General features: G+C 41.1%; 13 protein-coding genes. 9 read left to right on the top strand and 4 right to left on the bottom strand.

Going from position 1 to position 15988, the window contains the following annotated elements; translation table 11 throughout:
- Nucleotides 1–30 precede the first annotated feature (30 nt).
- Nucleotides 31–1656 (top strand): ATP-binding protein, encoded by a 1626-nt coding sequence (locus tag KHA99_RS02440; RefSeq protein ID WP_213115836.1) that lies wholly within the window; start codon nt 31–33, stop codon nt 1654–1656.
- Complete coding sequence (locus tag KHA99_RS02435) at nt 1619–2356, top strand: response regulator (protein WP_213115835.1); 738 nt, start codon at nt 1619–1621, stop codon at nt 2354–2356. Before KHA99_RS02440 ends, KHA99_RS02435 begins: the two co-directional genes overlap by 38 nt.
- A 746-nt stretch (nt 2357–3102) precedes the next feature.
- Here the strand turns inward: KHA99_RS02435 and KHA99_RS02430 are convergent.
- Nucleotides 3103–4209 (bottom strand): AbrB family transcriptional regulator, encoded by a 1107-nt coding sequence (locus KHA99_RS02430; protein ID WP_249366398.1) that lies wholly within the window; start codon nt 4207–4209, stop codon nt 3103–3105.
- A 198-nt stretch (nt 4210–4407) separates the two neighbouring features.
- Here KHA99_RS02430 and KHA99_RS02425 point away from each other — a divergent pair, with 198 nt between their 5' ends.
- On the top strand, nt 4408–5175 hold the full coding sequence (locus KHA99_RS02425) for an alpha/beta fold hydrolase (protein ID WP_213115834.1): 768 nt from the start codon (nt 4408–4410) through the stop codon (nt 5173–5175).
- A gap of 41 nt (nt 5176–5216) precedes the next feature.
- On the opposite strand, the gene KHA99_RS02420 is transcribed toward KHA99_RS02425, so the two are convergent.
- On the bottom strand, nt 5217–5783 hold the full coding sequence (locus KHA99_RS02420; RefSeq protein ID WP_213115833.1) for a phosphatase PAP2 family protein: 567 nt from the start codon (nt 5781–5783) through the stop codon (nt 5217–5219).
- A gap of 177 nt (nt 5784–5960) precedes the next feature.
- On the opposite strand from KHA99_RS02420, the gene KHA99_RS02415 reads away from it, so the two are divergent.
- Entirely contained in the window at nt 5961–6812 is an 852-nt protein-coding gene (locus KHA99_RS02415; protein ID WP_213115832.1) for a gamma-glutamylcyclotransferase family protein, read from the top strand.
- Between the two features lie 175 nt (nt 6813–6987).
- Here the strand turns inward: KHA99_RS02415 and KHA99_RS02410 are convergent, their stop codons facing one another.
- Entirely contained in the window at nt 6988–8655 is a 1668-nt protein-coding gene (locus KHA99_RS02410) for a ribonuclease J (protein ID WP_213115831.1), read from the bottom strand.
- Nucleotides 8656–8869: 214 nt separating this feature from the next.
- Between KHA99_RS02410 and KHA99_RS02405 the strand changes: the two genes are divergently transcribed.
- The 4 genes from KHA99_RS02405 (at nt 8870) to KHA99_RS02390 (ending at nt 11939) form a co-directional block, all read left to right on the top strand.
- Entirely contained in the window at nt 8870–9739 is an 870-nt protein-coding gene (locus KHA99_RS02405) for an efflux RND transporter periplasmic adaptor subunit (protein WP_213115830.1), read from the top strand.
- Between the two features lie 11 nt (nt 9740–9750).
- Nucleotides 9751–10428, top strand: coding sequence for an ABC transporter ATP-binding protein (locus KHA99_RS02400; protein WP_213116871.1), 678 nt, complete (start codon nt 9751–9753; stop codon nt 10426–10428).
- Nucleotides 10421–11593, top strand: a complete 1173-nt coding sequence (locus KHA99_RS02395; RefSeq protein WP_213115829.1) for an ABC transporter permease — start codon at nt 10421–10423, stop codon at nt 11591–11593. Before KHA99_RS02400 ends, KHA99_RS02395 begins: the two co-directional genes overlap by 8 nt.
- 154 nt (nt 11594–11747) lie before the next feature.
- The gene (locus KHA99_RS02390; RefSeq protein ID WP_213115828.1) at nt 11748–11939 is read left to right on the top strand and encodes a hypothetical protein; all 192 of its coding nucleotides are present in this window, start codon (nt 11748–11750) and stop codon (nt 11937–11939) included.
- Nucleotides 11940–11974: 35 nt separating this feature from the next.
- Here KHA99_RS02390 and pdxR read toward each other — a convergent pair whose 3' ends face one another.
- Nucleotides 11975–13411: a MocR-like pyridoxine biosynthesis transcription factor PdxR gene (pdxR, locus tag KHA99_RS02385; protein WP_213115827.1), complete on the bottom strand. Its 1437-nt coding sequence runs from the start codon at nt 13409–13411 to the stop codon at nt 11975–11977.
- A gap of 455 nt (nt 13412–13866) precedes the next feature.
- Here pdxR and KHA99_RS02380 point away from each other — a divergent pair, with 455 nt between their 5' ends.
- Nucleotides 13867–15861: an acetoacetate--CoA ligase gene (locus KHA99_RS02380; RefSeq protein ID WP_213115826.1), complete on the top strand. Its 1995-nt coding sequence runs from the start codon at nt 13867–13869 to the stop codon at nt 15859–15861.
- Nucleotides 15862–15988: the final 127 nt, after the last annotated feature.

Below are 15988 nucleotides of genomic sequence, written 5' to 3'. Positions count from 1 at the left end.
TTAATATATTATTAAGATAGAGGTGTTTGCATGCGTTTACATACAAAACTGATGCTGGGAATCTCTATAGTTATTATTATCATGGGGACCATCATAGAATTTACGTTTAAAAATATCATGGAAACGAATTTAAAGCATGAGATTGGCACGAAGGCGTTATCCGTTGCTCAATCAATTGCGAACATGCCGGAAATACAAAAGGCATTTAATGCGGAGGACCCCGCTTCCATTATTCAGCCTATTGCGGAAAAAATACGCAAACAGGTGGATGCAGAATTCATTGTTATTGGAAATCAAGACGAGGTCCGTTATTCACACCCTAACCCTAATCGTTTAGGCAAAAAAATGGTCGGGGGAGATAACGAACGTGTTTTTAAAGGAGAATCTATTATTTCGGAATCAATTGGGACACTTGGACCTTCTTTAAGAGGAAAATCCCCGATTTTTAAAGATGGACAGGTTATCGGCGTCGTTTCAGTAGGTTACCTGCAGACGGATATTGAAAAAGAAGTGGCGCGCATTCAGAAAAAGGTCTTTTGGGCCATCATGATTATTTTATTAGGCGGTCTTTTGGCGGCTATATTAATCTCGTTTAATATTAAAAAGGCACTCTTCGGGCTGGAGCCAAAGGAAATTGCCTGGATGTATCAGGAAAAGCATGCAATCCTTGAATCCATCCATGAAGGGATTATTGCCATTGACACGAAAGGAAGAATAACGGTAGTCAATGAAACCGCACATAAAATATTGCAGGTGCCTTGCGATATTCCTCTTCGCGGGACAAGGATTGAAGAAGTGCTTGAAAATACGCATTTGCACGATGTTGTCAGGACGGGGCGAGCCGAATATGATACGGAATTCATGATTTTTGGTGAAGTCTTTTTAGCCAATCGTGTGCCTATTTTTAACAACAAAGGTGACGTTATCGGGGCAGTGGCGAGCTTGCGGAATAAATCTGAATTGGCCCACCTGCTTCAGGAATTATCTCATGTCAAGGCCTATGCAGAAGGGCTGCGCGCTCAGACACACGAGTATTCCAATCGTCTCTATACATTGCTTGGGTTGATTCAGTTAGGTTCCTATAAAGAGGCAATCGATTTCATTTCGCGAGAAGTGGATGTTACCCAAGGGTTCATTCGATTTTTAATGAAGGAAATTCCTGAACCGATTATTGCCGGATTTATTCTAGGAAAAGTCAGCCTGGCTAGCGAGCTGAAAATTCAGTTTTCGATTGATAGTGAAAGCAGTTTTAGGGATCTCCCAAGTGACATCAGCAGGGATTCACTAGTAACGATTATTGGCAATCTTGTCAACAATGCTTTTGAAGCCGTAAGGGCAAATGACAAGGCAGAAAAAATCGTTTCCTTGTTTTTAACTGACCTTGGCAGAGAATTGATTATCGAAGTAGAAGATAACGGTGAAGGGATTGACGCCGAGTTTGCAGATCAGATTTTTAAAGAGGGTTTTTCAACAAAGAAATCAGGCAGTAATGCTGGAATCGGTCTTAGTCTCGTTCAAAAGGAGATTCACGAATTAGGGGGTTACGTGACCTTTTCGTCGAGCAGGGGTGAAGGGTCGATTTTTACTGTAGCGATTCCAAAAAGCAGGGGGAATATGAATGAAGGGGAACCAAGATATCGAAGTGTTAATTGTTGAGGATGACTTGCGTGTCGCGGAAATCCAGAAACGGTTTTTGGAACAGATTGAAGGTTTTCAAACCGTTGGGATTGCCGCAAGTTATGTGGAAGCCAAAACATTAATCGAGATTTTGCAGCCGGACCTGCTTCTGCTGGATGTTTATTTTCCGGATATGAACGGACTGGATTTGCTGAAGGAAACAAAACAGCAGGCAAAGCAAATGGACGTCATTATGATTACGGCCACGAAAGAGATTGATAAAGTTCAAGAGGCAATTAGTATAGGTGTCTTTGATTACATCATTAAACCAGTTGTCTTTGAGCGTTTCAAGCAATCATTGCTGCGGTATCAAGAGTTTCATAGAAAACTTGTTCAATTGGGACAAGATAATCCGCACGTTACCCAGCAACAGGTCGACCAGCTGTTGCGCAAGGATGTTGAAGGTACCGCAGGAGCGGGGGACAAGCCTTACCTTCCAAAGGGCATCGACCCGCTTACCTTAGATAAGGTAATGGAAGTACTCGGACGAGCAGAGGGCGGTCTCACCGCTGAACGCGTCGCCAAAGAAATAGGTGTCAGCCGCACCACCGCCCGCCGCTACCTCGAACACCTTGTCGCCGACGACAAAATCGAAGCCGATTTAGCTTATGGCACAGTTGGCCGCCCTGAACGCGTCTATTTGGTGTCAGGCACCACAAAAAGACAAATGTCCACCTAAGGCGGACGATTTTATTATAAAAGGTTCTTTTCTAAAAGATTGTTGCTTTCATAACATAAAAACTGCTCCAAGTAAGAAGAAATAACATATTGAATTGCTTTAAGCGACCGAACACTTGGAAAAATAACTTGTCTGGTCGCATATAGCCTTTCTATGTGCCCCAACGCTTGAAAAAATCAGCTGACCGGTCGCATATAACCTTTCTATGCGCTCCAATGCTTGAAAAAACTAGGGGTCTGGTCGCATATAGCCTTTCTATGCGCCCCAACGCTTGAAAAAACTAGCGGACTGGTCGCATATAGCCTTTCTATGTGCCCCAACGCTTGTAAAAAATGAGCGGACCGGTCGCATATAACCTTTCTATGCGCTCCAACGCTTGAAAAAACTAGCGGACTGGTCGCATATAGCCTTTCTATGTGCCCCAACGCTTGAAAAAATGAGCTGATCGGTCGCATATAACCTTTCTATGCGCTCCAACGCTTGAAAAAATAAGCGGACTGGTCGCATATAGCCTTTCTATGTGCCCCAACGCTAGAAAAAACAAGCGGACCGGTCGCATATAGCCTTTCTATGTGCCCCAACGCTAGAAAAAACAAGCGGACCGGTCGCATATAGCCTTTCTATGTGCCCCAACGCTAGAAAAAACAAGCAGACTGGTCGCATAGGAGCAAAAACAAATGAAAACAGCATAATAAAAAAAGTGTAAGACCTTATCGGGTTTTACACTTTTTGTTATGCTGGTAAGTCTATGTGGATTTTGCGTTTTTTTTGATTTTGAATATCCATCTTAGGATTGGCGGGACGGCAAAGTATATGAAAAACAGCCGGAATAGCTGAAAGCCACTCACCATTGATAAGTCCGCCCCTATTGCATGAGCAAGGATGCCCATTTGATCCATTCCTCCCGGGGCGACACTCAGGAAGCTGGTGGATGGAGTGAAATATCGAAAGTATACCAAAAGCAAACTTAATCCCAAAGAGCAGAGAATCATCAATCCCCCGCTGATAATGGCAAGGGTAATGACTTTTGCTTTATTTGTCAGTTTTTCAGGTTTCAACAATAGTCCTATATAGCCGCCAATCATAAATTGCGACAGGTCTAATACAGGCGGCGTGAGGTCAGGTCCGTGAAGGCCGCCAATCGTCAAGACAGCTGTTCCCAATATCGGTCCAAGCAAAAACGGCGTAGGAGCCTTTATTTTTTTCGCTAGCAGGGCACTTAGAACACTAATGACAGCAAATAAAATTAGCATCAGAGGAAAATTCCCAGCAGATGTTTGATCTGCGCTTTGCAAAAGTGATGAACCTGTATGGCCCTTTCCTGTATTCTGAAAAAGCGGCCCGAACACAAGAAACGGTACAAAAAAGATAATCATCATTAATCTGGCAACCTGAAGAAACGTCACCGTTGTAATATCAATTCCCTTCATCTCTTCGGCAAAGGTAATCATTTGCGATAGACCACCGGGGATACTTCCGGTTAGAACAGTCGGATAATCAACGTCAGTCAACTTTGCTACAACAAAAGCAATGCCGGCACAAAAACAAATTAGTAAAGTGGTCATTAACAGCATGGAAGGCAAATTTGCCGCAATTTGATAAAGAGCTGTTTTGGTAAAGGACAGCCCAATCGAATAACCAACAATGATTAATCCAATATCTCGAATCCATCTAGGCCAATATAAATTAATTCGATTAAACCTCGAGCCAATGAATACAGCAGTCATGGGTCCTAAAAGCCAAGGAATGGGGGTATGAAGGAATTGAAATATCAGTGCGCCGTTAAGAGCAATGAAGAGTGTTATAAAAAAGTGATTTGTTTTATTGGTATTAATGTTCGAAATTTTTGTCAACGGTAACCCTTCATTCCGGAAATATAATAATACGTTATGTTTGAATACTCCATATTATCATCATTTTACCATGATTTATTGATCCTTGATATTTAGAAGCATTACTTTTTGGAATAAGAGCTTCATGAAGGAGTAAACCTAAATACAGACTTTGAATATTAAAGCCAGTTGAAATATGAAATAAAGGAGGGGTTAACGATGCCTATTTTTGAAAAGGAAGGAATCAGACTGTACTACAATGTGAAAGGGGAAGGGGTTCCCATTGTATTTATCCATCCTCCCTTGCTTACCAGTGCAAATTTCAAATACCAGATGGATGATTTATCGAAACATTACAAAGTTATCTGTTTTGATATTCGTGGACATGGCCAGAGCTCTTATTCAGAACAACCACTTACATATCGGTTAATAGCGGATGACATACGGAATCTCTTGGACCATCTAAGAATCTCAAAAGCATATCTTTGCGGATATTCCACCGGAGGTTCCATTGTCTTGGAATTTTTATTGACAACTCCTGACCGGGCATTATGCGGGATAATTGTCAGTGGAATGTCTGAGGTATTTGATTGGTATAACGAAAAAAGAATTGTAATGGCACGGATGCTTGCCAAAACAGGAGCCAAACGTTTACTCGCCCTAGGGATTTCCTGGGGTAATTCCGATTCAAAAGAAACCTTTAAGACCATGTATCATGAATCCCTGTTTGGTGATACACGAAACATCGCTCAATATTACAATTATAGCTTGGAATATAACTGTACCAATCAATTACATACCATTCACCATCCGATTTTATTGATTTATGGTGAAAAGGACAAAGCCTTTCATAAATATGCAAAAATATTAAATGAAAAGCTCCCTCATAATGAATTAAAGTTTATCAAAGAAAAGCACCAGATTCCAACAAAGTCCGCTTCCGAGTTCAACCAATTAATTAGAGGGTTTATCCAATTACACAAGTGAAAAAGGGAGGAACCTTAAGGCTACTCCCGCTAATATCGTTTTTACCGGAGTTTACAATAAGAACAATAACGATTATATGAATAAATAATGCGGGATATAATTGGATCCCAATGTTTTTTCGAAATATGAACAATGAAACTAGTAATACTTCCGAATAAAGCACTTCTAATAATTTCAATTGGGTAATGATGCCCCATCCAAATCCGCGAGATTCCAATAAATATTCCTAAATACCACATTATTTTGCCGAATAATCGGTGATATAAAAGCACGGAATTAGCTGCTGCAAACGCCAGTATTGTATGTCTACTTAGAAAGGATGAATCCTTTTTTGAAGGAACAGGCGGTAATACATTTACTTCATGGTTCAAAAATGGTCTTGGTTTATAATTGATAATATTTATTATAAAAGTGAAAATATAGGTTACCCCAACAGAGACTCCCGTTAATAATGTGAGTTTTTTATAGTTCTTATTGCGAAACCACAAGATAACTAATAATAAAACATATACATAACGAGCTTTTTTCGAAATTATGATCATAATCATATCCAAAAAACGATAACGTCCAGCCAGTTTATTTATTATTCTGAAAATTTCACGATCCATTAATAAGCCCCTTTCTTTAGCTAAATGCTATTATTTCCAGAAAACTAGAAGTCCATGTATTGAAAGGTATCCATAAAATATTAAACTAACTTTAAAAGGAATCTGAGGTTTTTGTGACGAAGTAAAGATTGGTTTAGAATTGCTGAATAAAGCACAAAGAAAGGGACTGCTGGAAAAATGAACAAACATTACGTTTTCGTTTATGGAACATTAAGAAGAAATGAGAAATATCATTATTTACTACAGGATGCGGAGCTGGTTGCAGAGCAAGCCTGGACAAATGGGAGCCTTTTTGATACTGGATTAGGTTATCCGGCAGTTAAAAAATCGCAAACAGAAACAGTTTATGGAGAATTGTACCTTGTATCTGACGGTCATCTGCGTAGTCTCGACCAATTAGAGGGTTATGAAGAACAAGGCCGCAACAATTTATATGACCGGAAAAAGCAGAGCATTCATCATGATGGCGGAGAAACGGAAGCCTTTATTTATACGGTTGCCAACCACAACAAAAGCATGCTGCAAACGCCAATACCATTTGGTGACTGGAAGGTATATCAGTTTGAGAAACAAAATGGGAACGTATTGTATTTCGCTTATGGCAGCTGTTTGGACCATGCGAGGTTTAAGCTCGCTGGGGTCGATCATTATTTTCAAAAATTAGCCGGGGTTGCAGAGCTTAAGGGTTACACCCTTCGATTTACAAAAAAGCTGCCTGACGGCGGGCGGGCAGACATTGTGGAAGATGGAGGCGTTGTGGAAGGGAAGGTATATGAGATTCCATATGAATGTCTCGAATATTTATACAGGCGTGAGGGCGTTCATACTCTCCTCTACCGTCCTGCTTTAATTGATGTCAAGATGAATGGACAGACAATCAAAGATGTACTAACATTTATAGTAGTTTCGAAAGACTCTGAAACAGTACCGCCTGACCATTATCTGGAGGAAATCATCCGTGGCGGGAGCGGTTTTTTAAGTGAAACGTATATTTCTAGGTTGCAGGAACACGTTAAAATGCTTAAATAGCGAACCGGAAATTGGTTTTTAATAAAAAAATCCGGGTCATCCATTATATCCGCGGATTTTTAATGGATATATGCGAATTTTTGATTATATCTGCGAATCTTCAATTTTAACTCCTAAACCGAAAAAAATTGCCCGGCACTTTGTAGAAGGTGCCGGGCAATTTTTTTTCACACATTCATATCTCAATAATAATCGGCAATATCATCGGTTTTCTTTTCGTTTCTTTAAAGAGATACTGTCCTACAGTCTTCTTGATGTTTTGTTTGATGACGTTCCATTGCCGAATGTTTTCTTCTTGTAAGTCATTAACCGTCTTTTTGACAAGGCTGTTAATTTCCCTCATCAAATTCTCAGATTCCTTTACATACACAAATCCGCGCGTAATCGTGTCCGGTCCTTGGATAATCCTTTGGTCCCGTTTGCTCAATGTTAAGACGATTACCAGCATGCCATCTTCAGACAGCTGCCTCCGATCACGCAGCACAATCTCCCCCACATCACCGACACTCACGCCGTCAACATATGTATCACCAGCAGGGACGGATCTAGTCTGCCTCGCAACCCCGTCTTGAATATCCACGACATCCCCATTCCGGATAATAAAGGTATTTCCTTTTTCCACTCCAACCGATTCCGCAAGCATCCGGTGATGGTGAAGCATCCGGTATTCGCCGTGAATCGGAATAAAGTAAGTGGGCTTCATCAGCGTAAGCATCAGTTTTAGGTCTTCCTGGTAACCGTGGCCCGATACATGCATCCCGGTTGAGCTTCCGGAACCGTAAATAACATGCGCGCCACGCTGAAACAAGTTATCGATAATCCGGGAAACATCCTTTTCGTTCCCGGGAATAGGGGACGCTGCCAAAATTACAGTATCATCGGGATAAATCGAAGCATCCCGATAGCTTCCGCTTGCCAGCCGTCCGAGAGCGGCATTTGGTTCGCCCTGGCTTCCAGTACATAGGATGGCGACTCGTTCGGGGGCAAGTTTTTCGATTTCGCCTGCTTCTATCAGCATCCCTTCCGGTACATGCAAATAGCCACGTTCAATGGCAACATCTACGACATTCACCATACTTCGGCCCAGCAAGGCCAGCTTTCGATTTGTCTCAATACAGGCTTCCACGACTTGCTGCACACGATTTACATTGGAAGCAAAGGTTGAAACGAAAATTTTTCCCCTAGCCCGCAGGAAAGCTTCCAACATATGGCTGCCTACCATTTGCTCAGAAGGAGTGATCCCTTTTCGTTCAGCATTCGTACTTTCCGAAATTAACGCCATAACGCCTTTCTGGCCAATCTCTGCCATTTTATGTATATCGGAATATTGGTTATTGGCCGGAGTTAGATCAAATTTAAAGTCCCCTGTATGAACGACATTCCCTTCCGGCGTATGAAAAACAATTCCCAGACAATCCGGAATACTATGGCTGACTTTGAAGAAGGAAACTTTAATCTCGCCAAATTCTAACTCTGAATCAGCATCAATCGGTACAAGCTTTGTATCCCGTTTGAGCCGGTGCTCAGCCAATTTTAAATCAATCAAACCGAGCGTAAAACGTGTTGCATAAATAGGTACATTTAATTTTTTTAAAAAATAAGGGACTCCGCCGATATGATCTTCATGCCCGTGGGTCACAACTAAAGCCCGGATTTTCTCACGGTTTTCTTCCAAATAGGTCACATCTGGGATGATCAAATCAATTCCAAGCAAGCTTTCATCAGGAAACATTCCGCCGGCATCAATCACCACGATATCGTCATGATATTGAATCACATACATGTTTTTTCCAATTTCATTAATGCCGCCTAAAGCAAAAAAGGATAGGGTCTTGTTACTCACTTTTTCTTCCTCCTGATTACATTCTGATATTCATAATATACCCGGAAAATCCTACATTAATTTATTGTGAACACCATATTTTCCGAAAAATCCACACCTCAAAATCATGCGGAGGCACCACCAATTCCTGCGGTGGGTTATCTAAAAGTCTGCGGTTAGAAGGAAAGGGAGCCGCCGTAAAATGAAATTATCCAATAAGGGAGGGGATTAATTTATGAGTACAAACCAAAAAAAGACAGGTAAAAAGAAGATAGTAATTTGGTCAATACTTGGACTATTAGCAATAGCCATCATTTCAGCAATAATCTTTACGCCAAAGGGATTAGGAACTTTCGAAAAGGAAACAGCTCAAATTGACGACATCACCACCTACTACACCTTCTCGGGTACTATAGAAGCTAAAAACAAAAAGACAATTACTAGTGATGCTCCAATGCAGATTAAGGAAGTAAAGGTAAAAACAGGTGATCAGGTGAAAAGCGGCGATGTCTTGTTAGAATCGAAGGATGGTAAAAAAATAAAGGCAGCAATTAACGGAGAAATTACAAAAATCTATGTGGAAAAAAACGTGGAAGTAATGACAGGGGCGCAATTAGTCGACATCGTCGATTATTCTGTTTTACAAACAACTGTTAAAGTTGACGAATACGACCTTAAATACCTTTCCGTTGGCCAAGAAGTGATTGTTGCTGTAAATGCGCTCGAAAAAGAAATTAAAGGGACGGTTTCAGCTATTTCGAAGGAAGCTGCTAACGAAAACGGTGTTTCCTATTTTACTGCAACGATTGACCTCAACAATGACGAAGCGATTAAAGTAGGGATGAGTACAGAGGCGAAAATATTGAAACAAAACGTATCGGGTATAATTACGCTCTCCATGAAAGCAATCAATTTTGACAGCAAAAATAAGCCGTACGTTCTGATTCCTACAGAAAAAGGTGCCCAAGTCAAAAAATATGTTCAAACCGGCGTTAACGACGGTACCATCATCGAGATTAAAGAAGGTATTAACGCAGGTGATGTAGTGATGATCATCAATAAAGATAATGCGGCTTCAGCGATGATGCATGGAGGTAATCCATAATGTGCGGACAAATTTTAAACATGACTCAAATCACAAAAACGTACGTGATGGGTGAGGAAGAGCAGGTGGTCTTAAACAATATTAATCTAACAGTAAATAAAGGAGATTTTGTAGCCATTTTAGGCCCATCGGGTTCAGGGAAATCAACACTGATGAATATTATAGGATGCCTTGATTCCCCGACAAGTGGTGATTATTATTTGTCGAATCAAAAGGTAGATGAACTGGATGAAGCGTCTCTTGCGGCAATCCGCAACAAGGAGGTCGGCTTTATTTTTCAGCAATTTCAGCTGCTTCCAAGGCTTAATGCGATACAAAATGTGGAGCTTCCACTCGTTTATGCCAGAGTCCAGGAAAAGGACCGAAAACAAAGAGCAAGGGAAATGCTCGGGAGGGTAGGACTTGGTGAAAAACTGCAAAATCGACCAAATCAGCTTTCCGGAGGGCAGCAGCAGAGGGTAGCCATTGCACGAGCAATGGTGACGAACCCAACTATATTGCTGGCTGATGAACCAACCGGTGCTCTCGATCAAAAAACGGGACAGCAAATTATGGAGCTATTTCATGAGCTGCATGAAGAAGGAAAAACGATTATCATGATTACACATGATATTGAAATTGCGAAAAATGCCAGCAGAATTGTCCGCATATTAGACGGCAAACTGAGAGAGGAGTTTACTTATGTTTAAGGAAAACTTCAAGATGTCTTGGATGAATCTTATTCATAATAAAATGCGTTCCTTCTTAACGATGCTCGGTATTGTGATTGGCGTTGCTTCCATCATTGCATTGATTACGATTGTGAAAGGTGCGATGGACGGAATGACAAGCGAGTTTTCTTCCTTTGGGGCCGATAAAATAACTGTTCAAGCCATCGGAACACCACTTAAACAAGGCTTACTCGACAGCGACATTCAAAAGCTATCAGAAATTGAGGATGTTGCCGGAGTTTCACCGACTCTTACCGGAAACACAACGGTAGTCTATAACGGAAATGAAAAAAAGGATGTGTTCGTTCAAGGAAAAAATGATGTGTATTTTTCTAAGACGAAAGACCTGGTTGAAACTGGCAGGGGCATCAATATTTTGGATATTGATAGTGAAAATAAAGTATGCCTTATCGGGGCCAATATTGCAGAGGAGCTGTTTTGGGGGGAAGACCCGATTGGCAAAAAAATGCTAGTAGCCGGCGTAACCTACACGGTGATCGGAACACTCCATGAATCAAGCAGTTTTTCGGATTCGTCTAATAATGATGCAGTCATTATTCCTTATACCACTTCCATGAGCCTGCTAGGAACCGGATATATTAACAATGTTGACGTGTTTATGAGCGATGCCAATGATTCTGAAAAAATAACAAGTGATATCGAAGCTGTTCTAAACCAGGCATTTAACTACAATAAAGACGGGTTTACCATTATCAATATGCAGGATATGCTGTCTTCCATCAATAGGGTAACAACCATGATGTCACTCATGCTGGGCGGGATTGCTTCCATTTCTCTTATCGTAGGCGGCATTGGGATTATGAATATGATGCTTGTTTCTGTTACAGAGAGAACGACCGAAATCGGGCTAAGAAAAGCCCTTGGGGCAGAGCCCAAGCGGATTCAACAGCAGTTTCTGCTGGAGGCGGTATTTTTATCACTCTTTGGCGGAACGATCGGCTTATTGCTGGGGGCGTTAATAGCTTATGCTGTATGTTTTTTGATTGGGGCTAGTTTTGCACTCTCGGTATTCACCGTTGTCCTTGCCTTCGGGTTTTCTGCCGCCATTGGGATTATTTTTGGCATTGCACCAGCACGGAAGGCCTCTAAGCTTAATCCGATTGATGCGTTGAGAAGTGTTTAATGATAAATACAAAATTAAAGGCCGGTGTAAACAATCGGCCTTTTTTTGATGGAGAAAAAGTGGATGGTCAATTTTTAGGTGAATTGGATGGTCAACAATCAATGCATTTTTGATATGATATAGGTAGAAAAAGCTTTTTAATTAGAGGTGCAGTATGAATATAATGATTGGCTTAGTTATTTTAATTCTTATTTTTTCAGTAGTTGCTACACTCTTGCTTACCAGGAAACCTGATGAAAACTACAGCGGTTCAACAAAAAGAAACACCACCAACTTAACTTTAATATATGTTGTTATTATAGGCATCGCTTTAATTTCACTCGGAATCTATATTGGAGTTGATTAGACCATCTTGATGGATGGTCTAATTATTTGCCCTATTTAGTTTGAAACATTCTCAAGTGCATCAGCAAACCTTTGAATTCCTTTATGGATCATTTCCTCATTTTCCCTTGCAAAGGTAAAGCGGACGAATCCCTTTTCAGTCCCCATCGTTGAACCAGGGACAAATATTACACCTCTTTTTATCGATTCCTCCAACAATTGGATTTCATCACATTCCTTTTTAATTCGGCACCACAAGTGAATGCCGCCTTGAGGGATAGTAAAATCGACTTGATCTTTTAAAAATGTATCCAGGCTTTCAGTAATTTGATCTCTACGGCTTTCTAACTTCTTAACTAAATCCTTCATATGAGATTCAAAACCATTAGATTCTAAAAAATCATTTGCAATCCATTGAGAGTAACTGGCATGTCCAAAGTCGACCTGCTGTTTGGCATCTGCTAACCTTTCAATCACCTGCTTCGGTCCAATAATCCATCCGATCCGCAGCCCTGAGGCAACAATTTTTGTCAAAGAACTAATATATAAAACATTTCCATGATGGTCCAATGATTTAAGAGTTGGGATTTTTTCCATTGAAAAAGGCGTCAAACTGTAGGGGTCATCCTCCACCACTGGAATCCCAAATTCAGACGATATTTCAAGAATCTTTTTCCTCCGTTCTAGGGACAAAAGCGTTCCCGTGGGATTTTGAAAAATTGGATTCAAGAAAATCATCCTAATTCTATGTTTTTTATATAATTCGGCTATATCGTTTGGGTTAATTCCTTTCTTACCAACCTTTAAATAATAGGTTTTGATTCCTGCAGATTTAAATACAGGCAGATTGTAATGATAGGAAGGATTCTCAAGGGCAACTGAGTCTCCAGGTTTTAACAGGCATTGCACAACAAGATGCAAAGCTTGCTGTGCTCCCGAAGTAACCAATATAGATGAAGGATTCGTTTCGATCCCTCGGAACTGTTTAACATGTTTAGCTAGTGTGTCTCTGAGTATCAAATTACCCTGTGGATGGTCATATCCCATAGTACCGATAAAGGATCTGTTCATAGTAATTTCCCTAAGAGAAGTTAAGGGAAATAAATCCTGAGATAATTCGCCGCTGGCTAAATTAATTAACTTTTGCTCAGCCATCTCTTTGTGAATTCTTTGCGTTACAGGTAAATTAGGAAGAAACGAGCCTGCCTCAATGTATCTGTTCCAGCTTGGAATACGGTTCTTAGCCATGCCCCAAATATCTTTGCTGACGGTTGTTCCGCTGCCTTTTTTTCGCTCAATCAGTCCATTTGATTCCAACTCGTCATAAGCCGCAATGACGGTGCTTCTGTTTACTCCGAGCTCTTTCGCCATGCCCCTTTCAGAAGGCAATGGTTTATCTTGTGGAAAAGTTCCATCCGCAATCCCGTTCTCGATATATATAGCAAGTTGTTTATAAATGGGTATTTTAGATTCTCTGTTAGGTTTCCAATCCATTAGCTACATCCTTTAAATTAATCTAGGTCTTATTTAATAATTGTATACTTTTTCAATGCATTTTTCATTTTGGAAACGATAGTCGGTGCCTCGTACTTTAGCTGCCTGCAACATGGCAGCTTTTCTTTGTCCAGCTCCGGCGCCTAGGGGCTCGCAGGTCTACAGTCAATTCGTCAAGAAGGCTAAAAAGCATCCCTTCTCGCCGGTTCGTCTTATGCCTGGCTAGCAGAAAGCTTATGCTTTCTGTACGCATTAAGGGAGACTAATCTCTGGCTTCGCTCTCGCTTGCCAATCGATAAGTCTCCCTATATCGCCCCTGATCAAGGGGCTTCCGCATTCCTTTTTAAGATGAGTTTTTTCATTTTTTGAAAAATTAAGAAGGAAATTACTATCCTAAACTCGTATATGGTAAGTGTAGCTAAAACAATTCGAACACGACATTTGGGGGAATGGCAATGACGATTGAAAAAATGGAAGGAAAGTTGTTGTGGGAGCCTTCGCAACAATTCCAGGATGAGTCCAATTTAAAAAAATTCATGATATGGCTGGAAGAAACACGGGGACTGCACTTTGATACATATGAACAGTTATGGAAGTGGTCAGTTACCTCGATTGAAGGCTTTTGGTCTGCCGTCTGGCACTATTTTGACATTCAGGCGAAAACGCCATATGAAGAGGTTTTAAAGGTAAGAAAAATGCCGGGGGCTCAGTGGTTTCCTGGAGCAACCTTAAACTATGCAGAGCATGTATTTCGGAATGAAATCCCTGAAAAAGAAGCAATTATTTACGAAAGTGAAAACCGGACGCAGGGGAAAATAACCTGGGCGGAATTGAAAAAGAACACCGCGGCCATTGCCGAATATCTTAAATCACTTGGAGTTCAACCGGGAGACCGTGTAGTAGCGTATGCATCCAATATTCATGAAACGATTACAGCCTTTCTTGCTTGTGCCAGCATCGGGGCAGTCTGGTCAAGCTGTGCACCTGAATTTGGGATCATGAGTGTAATTGACCGCTTTAAGCAAATTGAACCGAAGGTATTGTTTGCCGTTGATGGCTACCGGTATGGAGGAAAAGACTTTGACCGTCTTGAACTGGTGAAAAAAATTCAATCGGAACTGCCAACTCTAAAGCAAACGATCATTATCCCAAACATAAATGAAGAGCCAAATATCGGCCAGTTAACGAACGCTGTCTTGTGGAATCATCCGGTTGAAACTTCAACAGGGGCAGAATTATCATTCGAGGCGGTGCCATTCGACCATCCACTGTGGATTCTATATTCATCCGGTACTACTGGCAAACCAAAAGCGATTGTCCAAAGCCAGGGTGGAATTTTATTAGAGCATTTTAAAATGATGGCTCTCCAAAGCAATATCTCAAAAGATGATCGTTTCTTCTGGTATACCACCACTGGCTGGATGATGTGGAATGTTGTTGTAAGCGGATTATTGGTGGGTTCAACGATTCTATTATATGATGGCAATCCAAGTTACCCAAATTATGATACATTGTGGAAATTTGCCGAATCTTCGAAAATGACCATGTTCGGAACCAGTGCGGGCTTCATTACGGCTTGCATGAAGGCAGGCCTGAAGCCGAAGGAGCAGTTTGACCTTTCTCATTTAAAAAGTATCGGGTCAACGGGGTCTCCTCTTCCTGCCAGTGGATTTGAATGGGTGTATGAACAGGTAAAAGAAGACCTTTGGCTCGTTTCGACAAGTGGAGGAACTGACATTTGTACCTCAATCGTTAGCGGTGCTCCAACCCTGCCAGTTCATACTGGTGAACTGCAATGCCGTGCGCTTGGTACTGCTGTAAAGGCATTTAACGAATTGGGCGAAGAGCTGACAGATGAAATAGGTGAACTCGTCATTACGGAGCCGACTCCATCGATGCCGATTTATTTTTGGAATGATGAAAGCGGCGAGCGTTACCGTGACAGCTATTTTGACATGTATCCAGGTATTTGGCGCCATGGTGATTTTATTAAGATCACTTCAAGGGGAAGTGCTATTATCTACGGACGTTCGGATGCAACTATTAATCGCGGCGGAGTCCGGATGGGGACGAGTGAAATTTATAGTGCATTGGAAAAAGTACCTGAAGTTCTTGATAGTTTAGTTGTTGACCTGCCACTCAGCAGCGAGCAATCCTATATGCCTTTATTCGTAGTTTTAAAACAAGGAACTGAGCTGTCGGATGATGTGAGGTCCCGAGTTAATCAGGCCATTCGTAAAGATTGTTCGCCAAGGCATGTTCCAAATGAAATTTTTGTGGTTGAGGAACTGCCGAAAACGTTGAACGGAAAGAAGCTAGAGGTACCGATCAAGAAAATTTTAATGGGAACTCCTGTTGAAAAGGCAGTGAATACGGGCTCATTAGCAAATCCTGATACTTTACGATATTTCATAGAATTTCAGAAGAATCTAAACGGCTTACAAAAATAAACTTTTAGGCCGCTCACAGGGTGGGCGGCTTTATTATTGTTTTCAGGATTAATCTAAATTAGCTTTAATCTTCTGGATCATATCTGAATACACAAAGATACAATTGTATCACGGATCCAAACAAAAA

It is taken from the genome of Neobacillus rhizophilus (genome assembly GCF_018343535.1).
Lineage (GTDB): Bacteria > Bacillota > Bacilli > Bacillales > Cytobacillaceae > Neobacillus > Neobacillus rhizophilus.
The sequence above is the reverse complement of the archived record's forward strand: the minus strand, read 5'-3'. Positions and strand labels throughout refer to the sequence as shown.

What these genes read in the sequence shown, in the direction of transcription:
- KHA99_RS02440 (WP_213115836.1), top strand. Translation starts at nt 31, where the DNA reads ATGCGTTTACATACAAAACTGATGCTGGGAATCTCTATAGTTATTATT.
- KHA99_RS02435 (WP_213115835.1), top strand. Translation starts at nt 1,619, where the DNA reads ATGAAGGGGAACCAAGATATCGAAGTGTTAATTGTTGAGGATGACTTG.
- KHA99_RS02425 (WP_213115834.1), top strand. Translation starts at nt 4,408, where the DNA reads ATGCCTATTTTTGAAAAGGAAGGAATCAGACTGTACTACAATGTGAAA.
- KHA99_RS02420 (WP_213115833.1), bottom strand. Translation starts at nt 5,783, where the DNA reads ATGGATCGTGAAATTTTCAGAATAATAAATAAACTGGCTGGACGTTAT.
- KHA99_RS02415 (WP_213115832.1), top strand. Translation starts at nt 5,961, where the DNA reads ATGAACAAACATTACGTTTTCGTTTATGGAACATTAAGAAGAAATGAG.
- KHA99_RS02405 (WP_213115830.1), top strand. Translation starts at nt 8,870, where the DNA reads ATGAGTACAAACCAAAAAAAGACAGGTAAAAAGAAGATAGTAATTTGG.
- KHA99_RS02395 (WP_213115829.1), top strand. Translation starts at nt 10,421, where the DNA reads ATGTTTAAGGAAAACTTCAAGATGTCTTGGATGAATCTTATTCATAAT.
- KHA99_RS02390 (WP_213115828.1), top strand. Translation starts at nt 11,748, where the DNA reads ATGAATATAATGATTGGCTTAGTTATTTTAATTCTTATTTTTTCAGTA.
- pdxR (WP_213115827.1), bottom strand. Translation starts at nt 13,411, where the DNA reads ATGGATTGGAAACCTAACAGAGAATCTAAAATACCCATTTATAAACAA.
- KHA99_RS02380 (WP_213115826.1), top strand. Translation starts at nt 13,867, where the DNA reads ATGACGATTGAAAAAATGGAAGGAAAGTTGTTGTGGGAGCCTTCGCAA.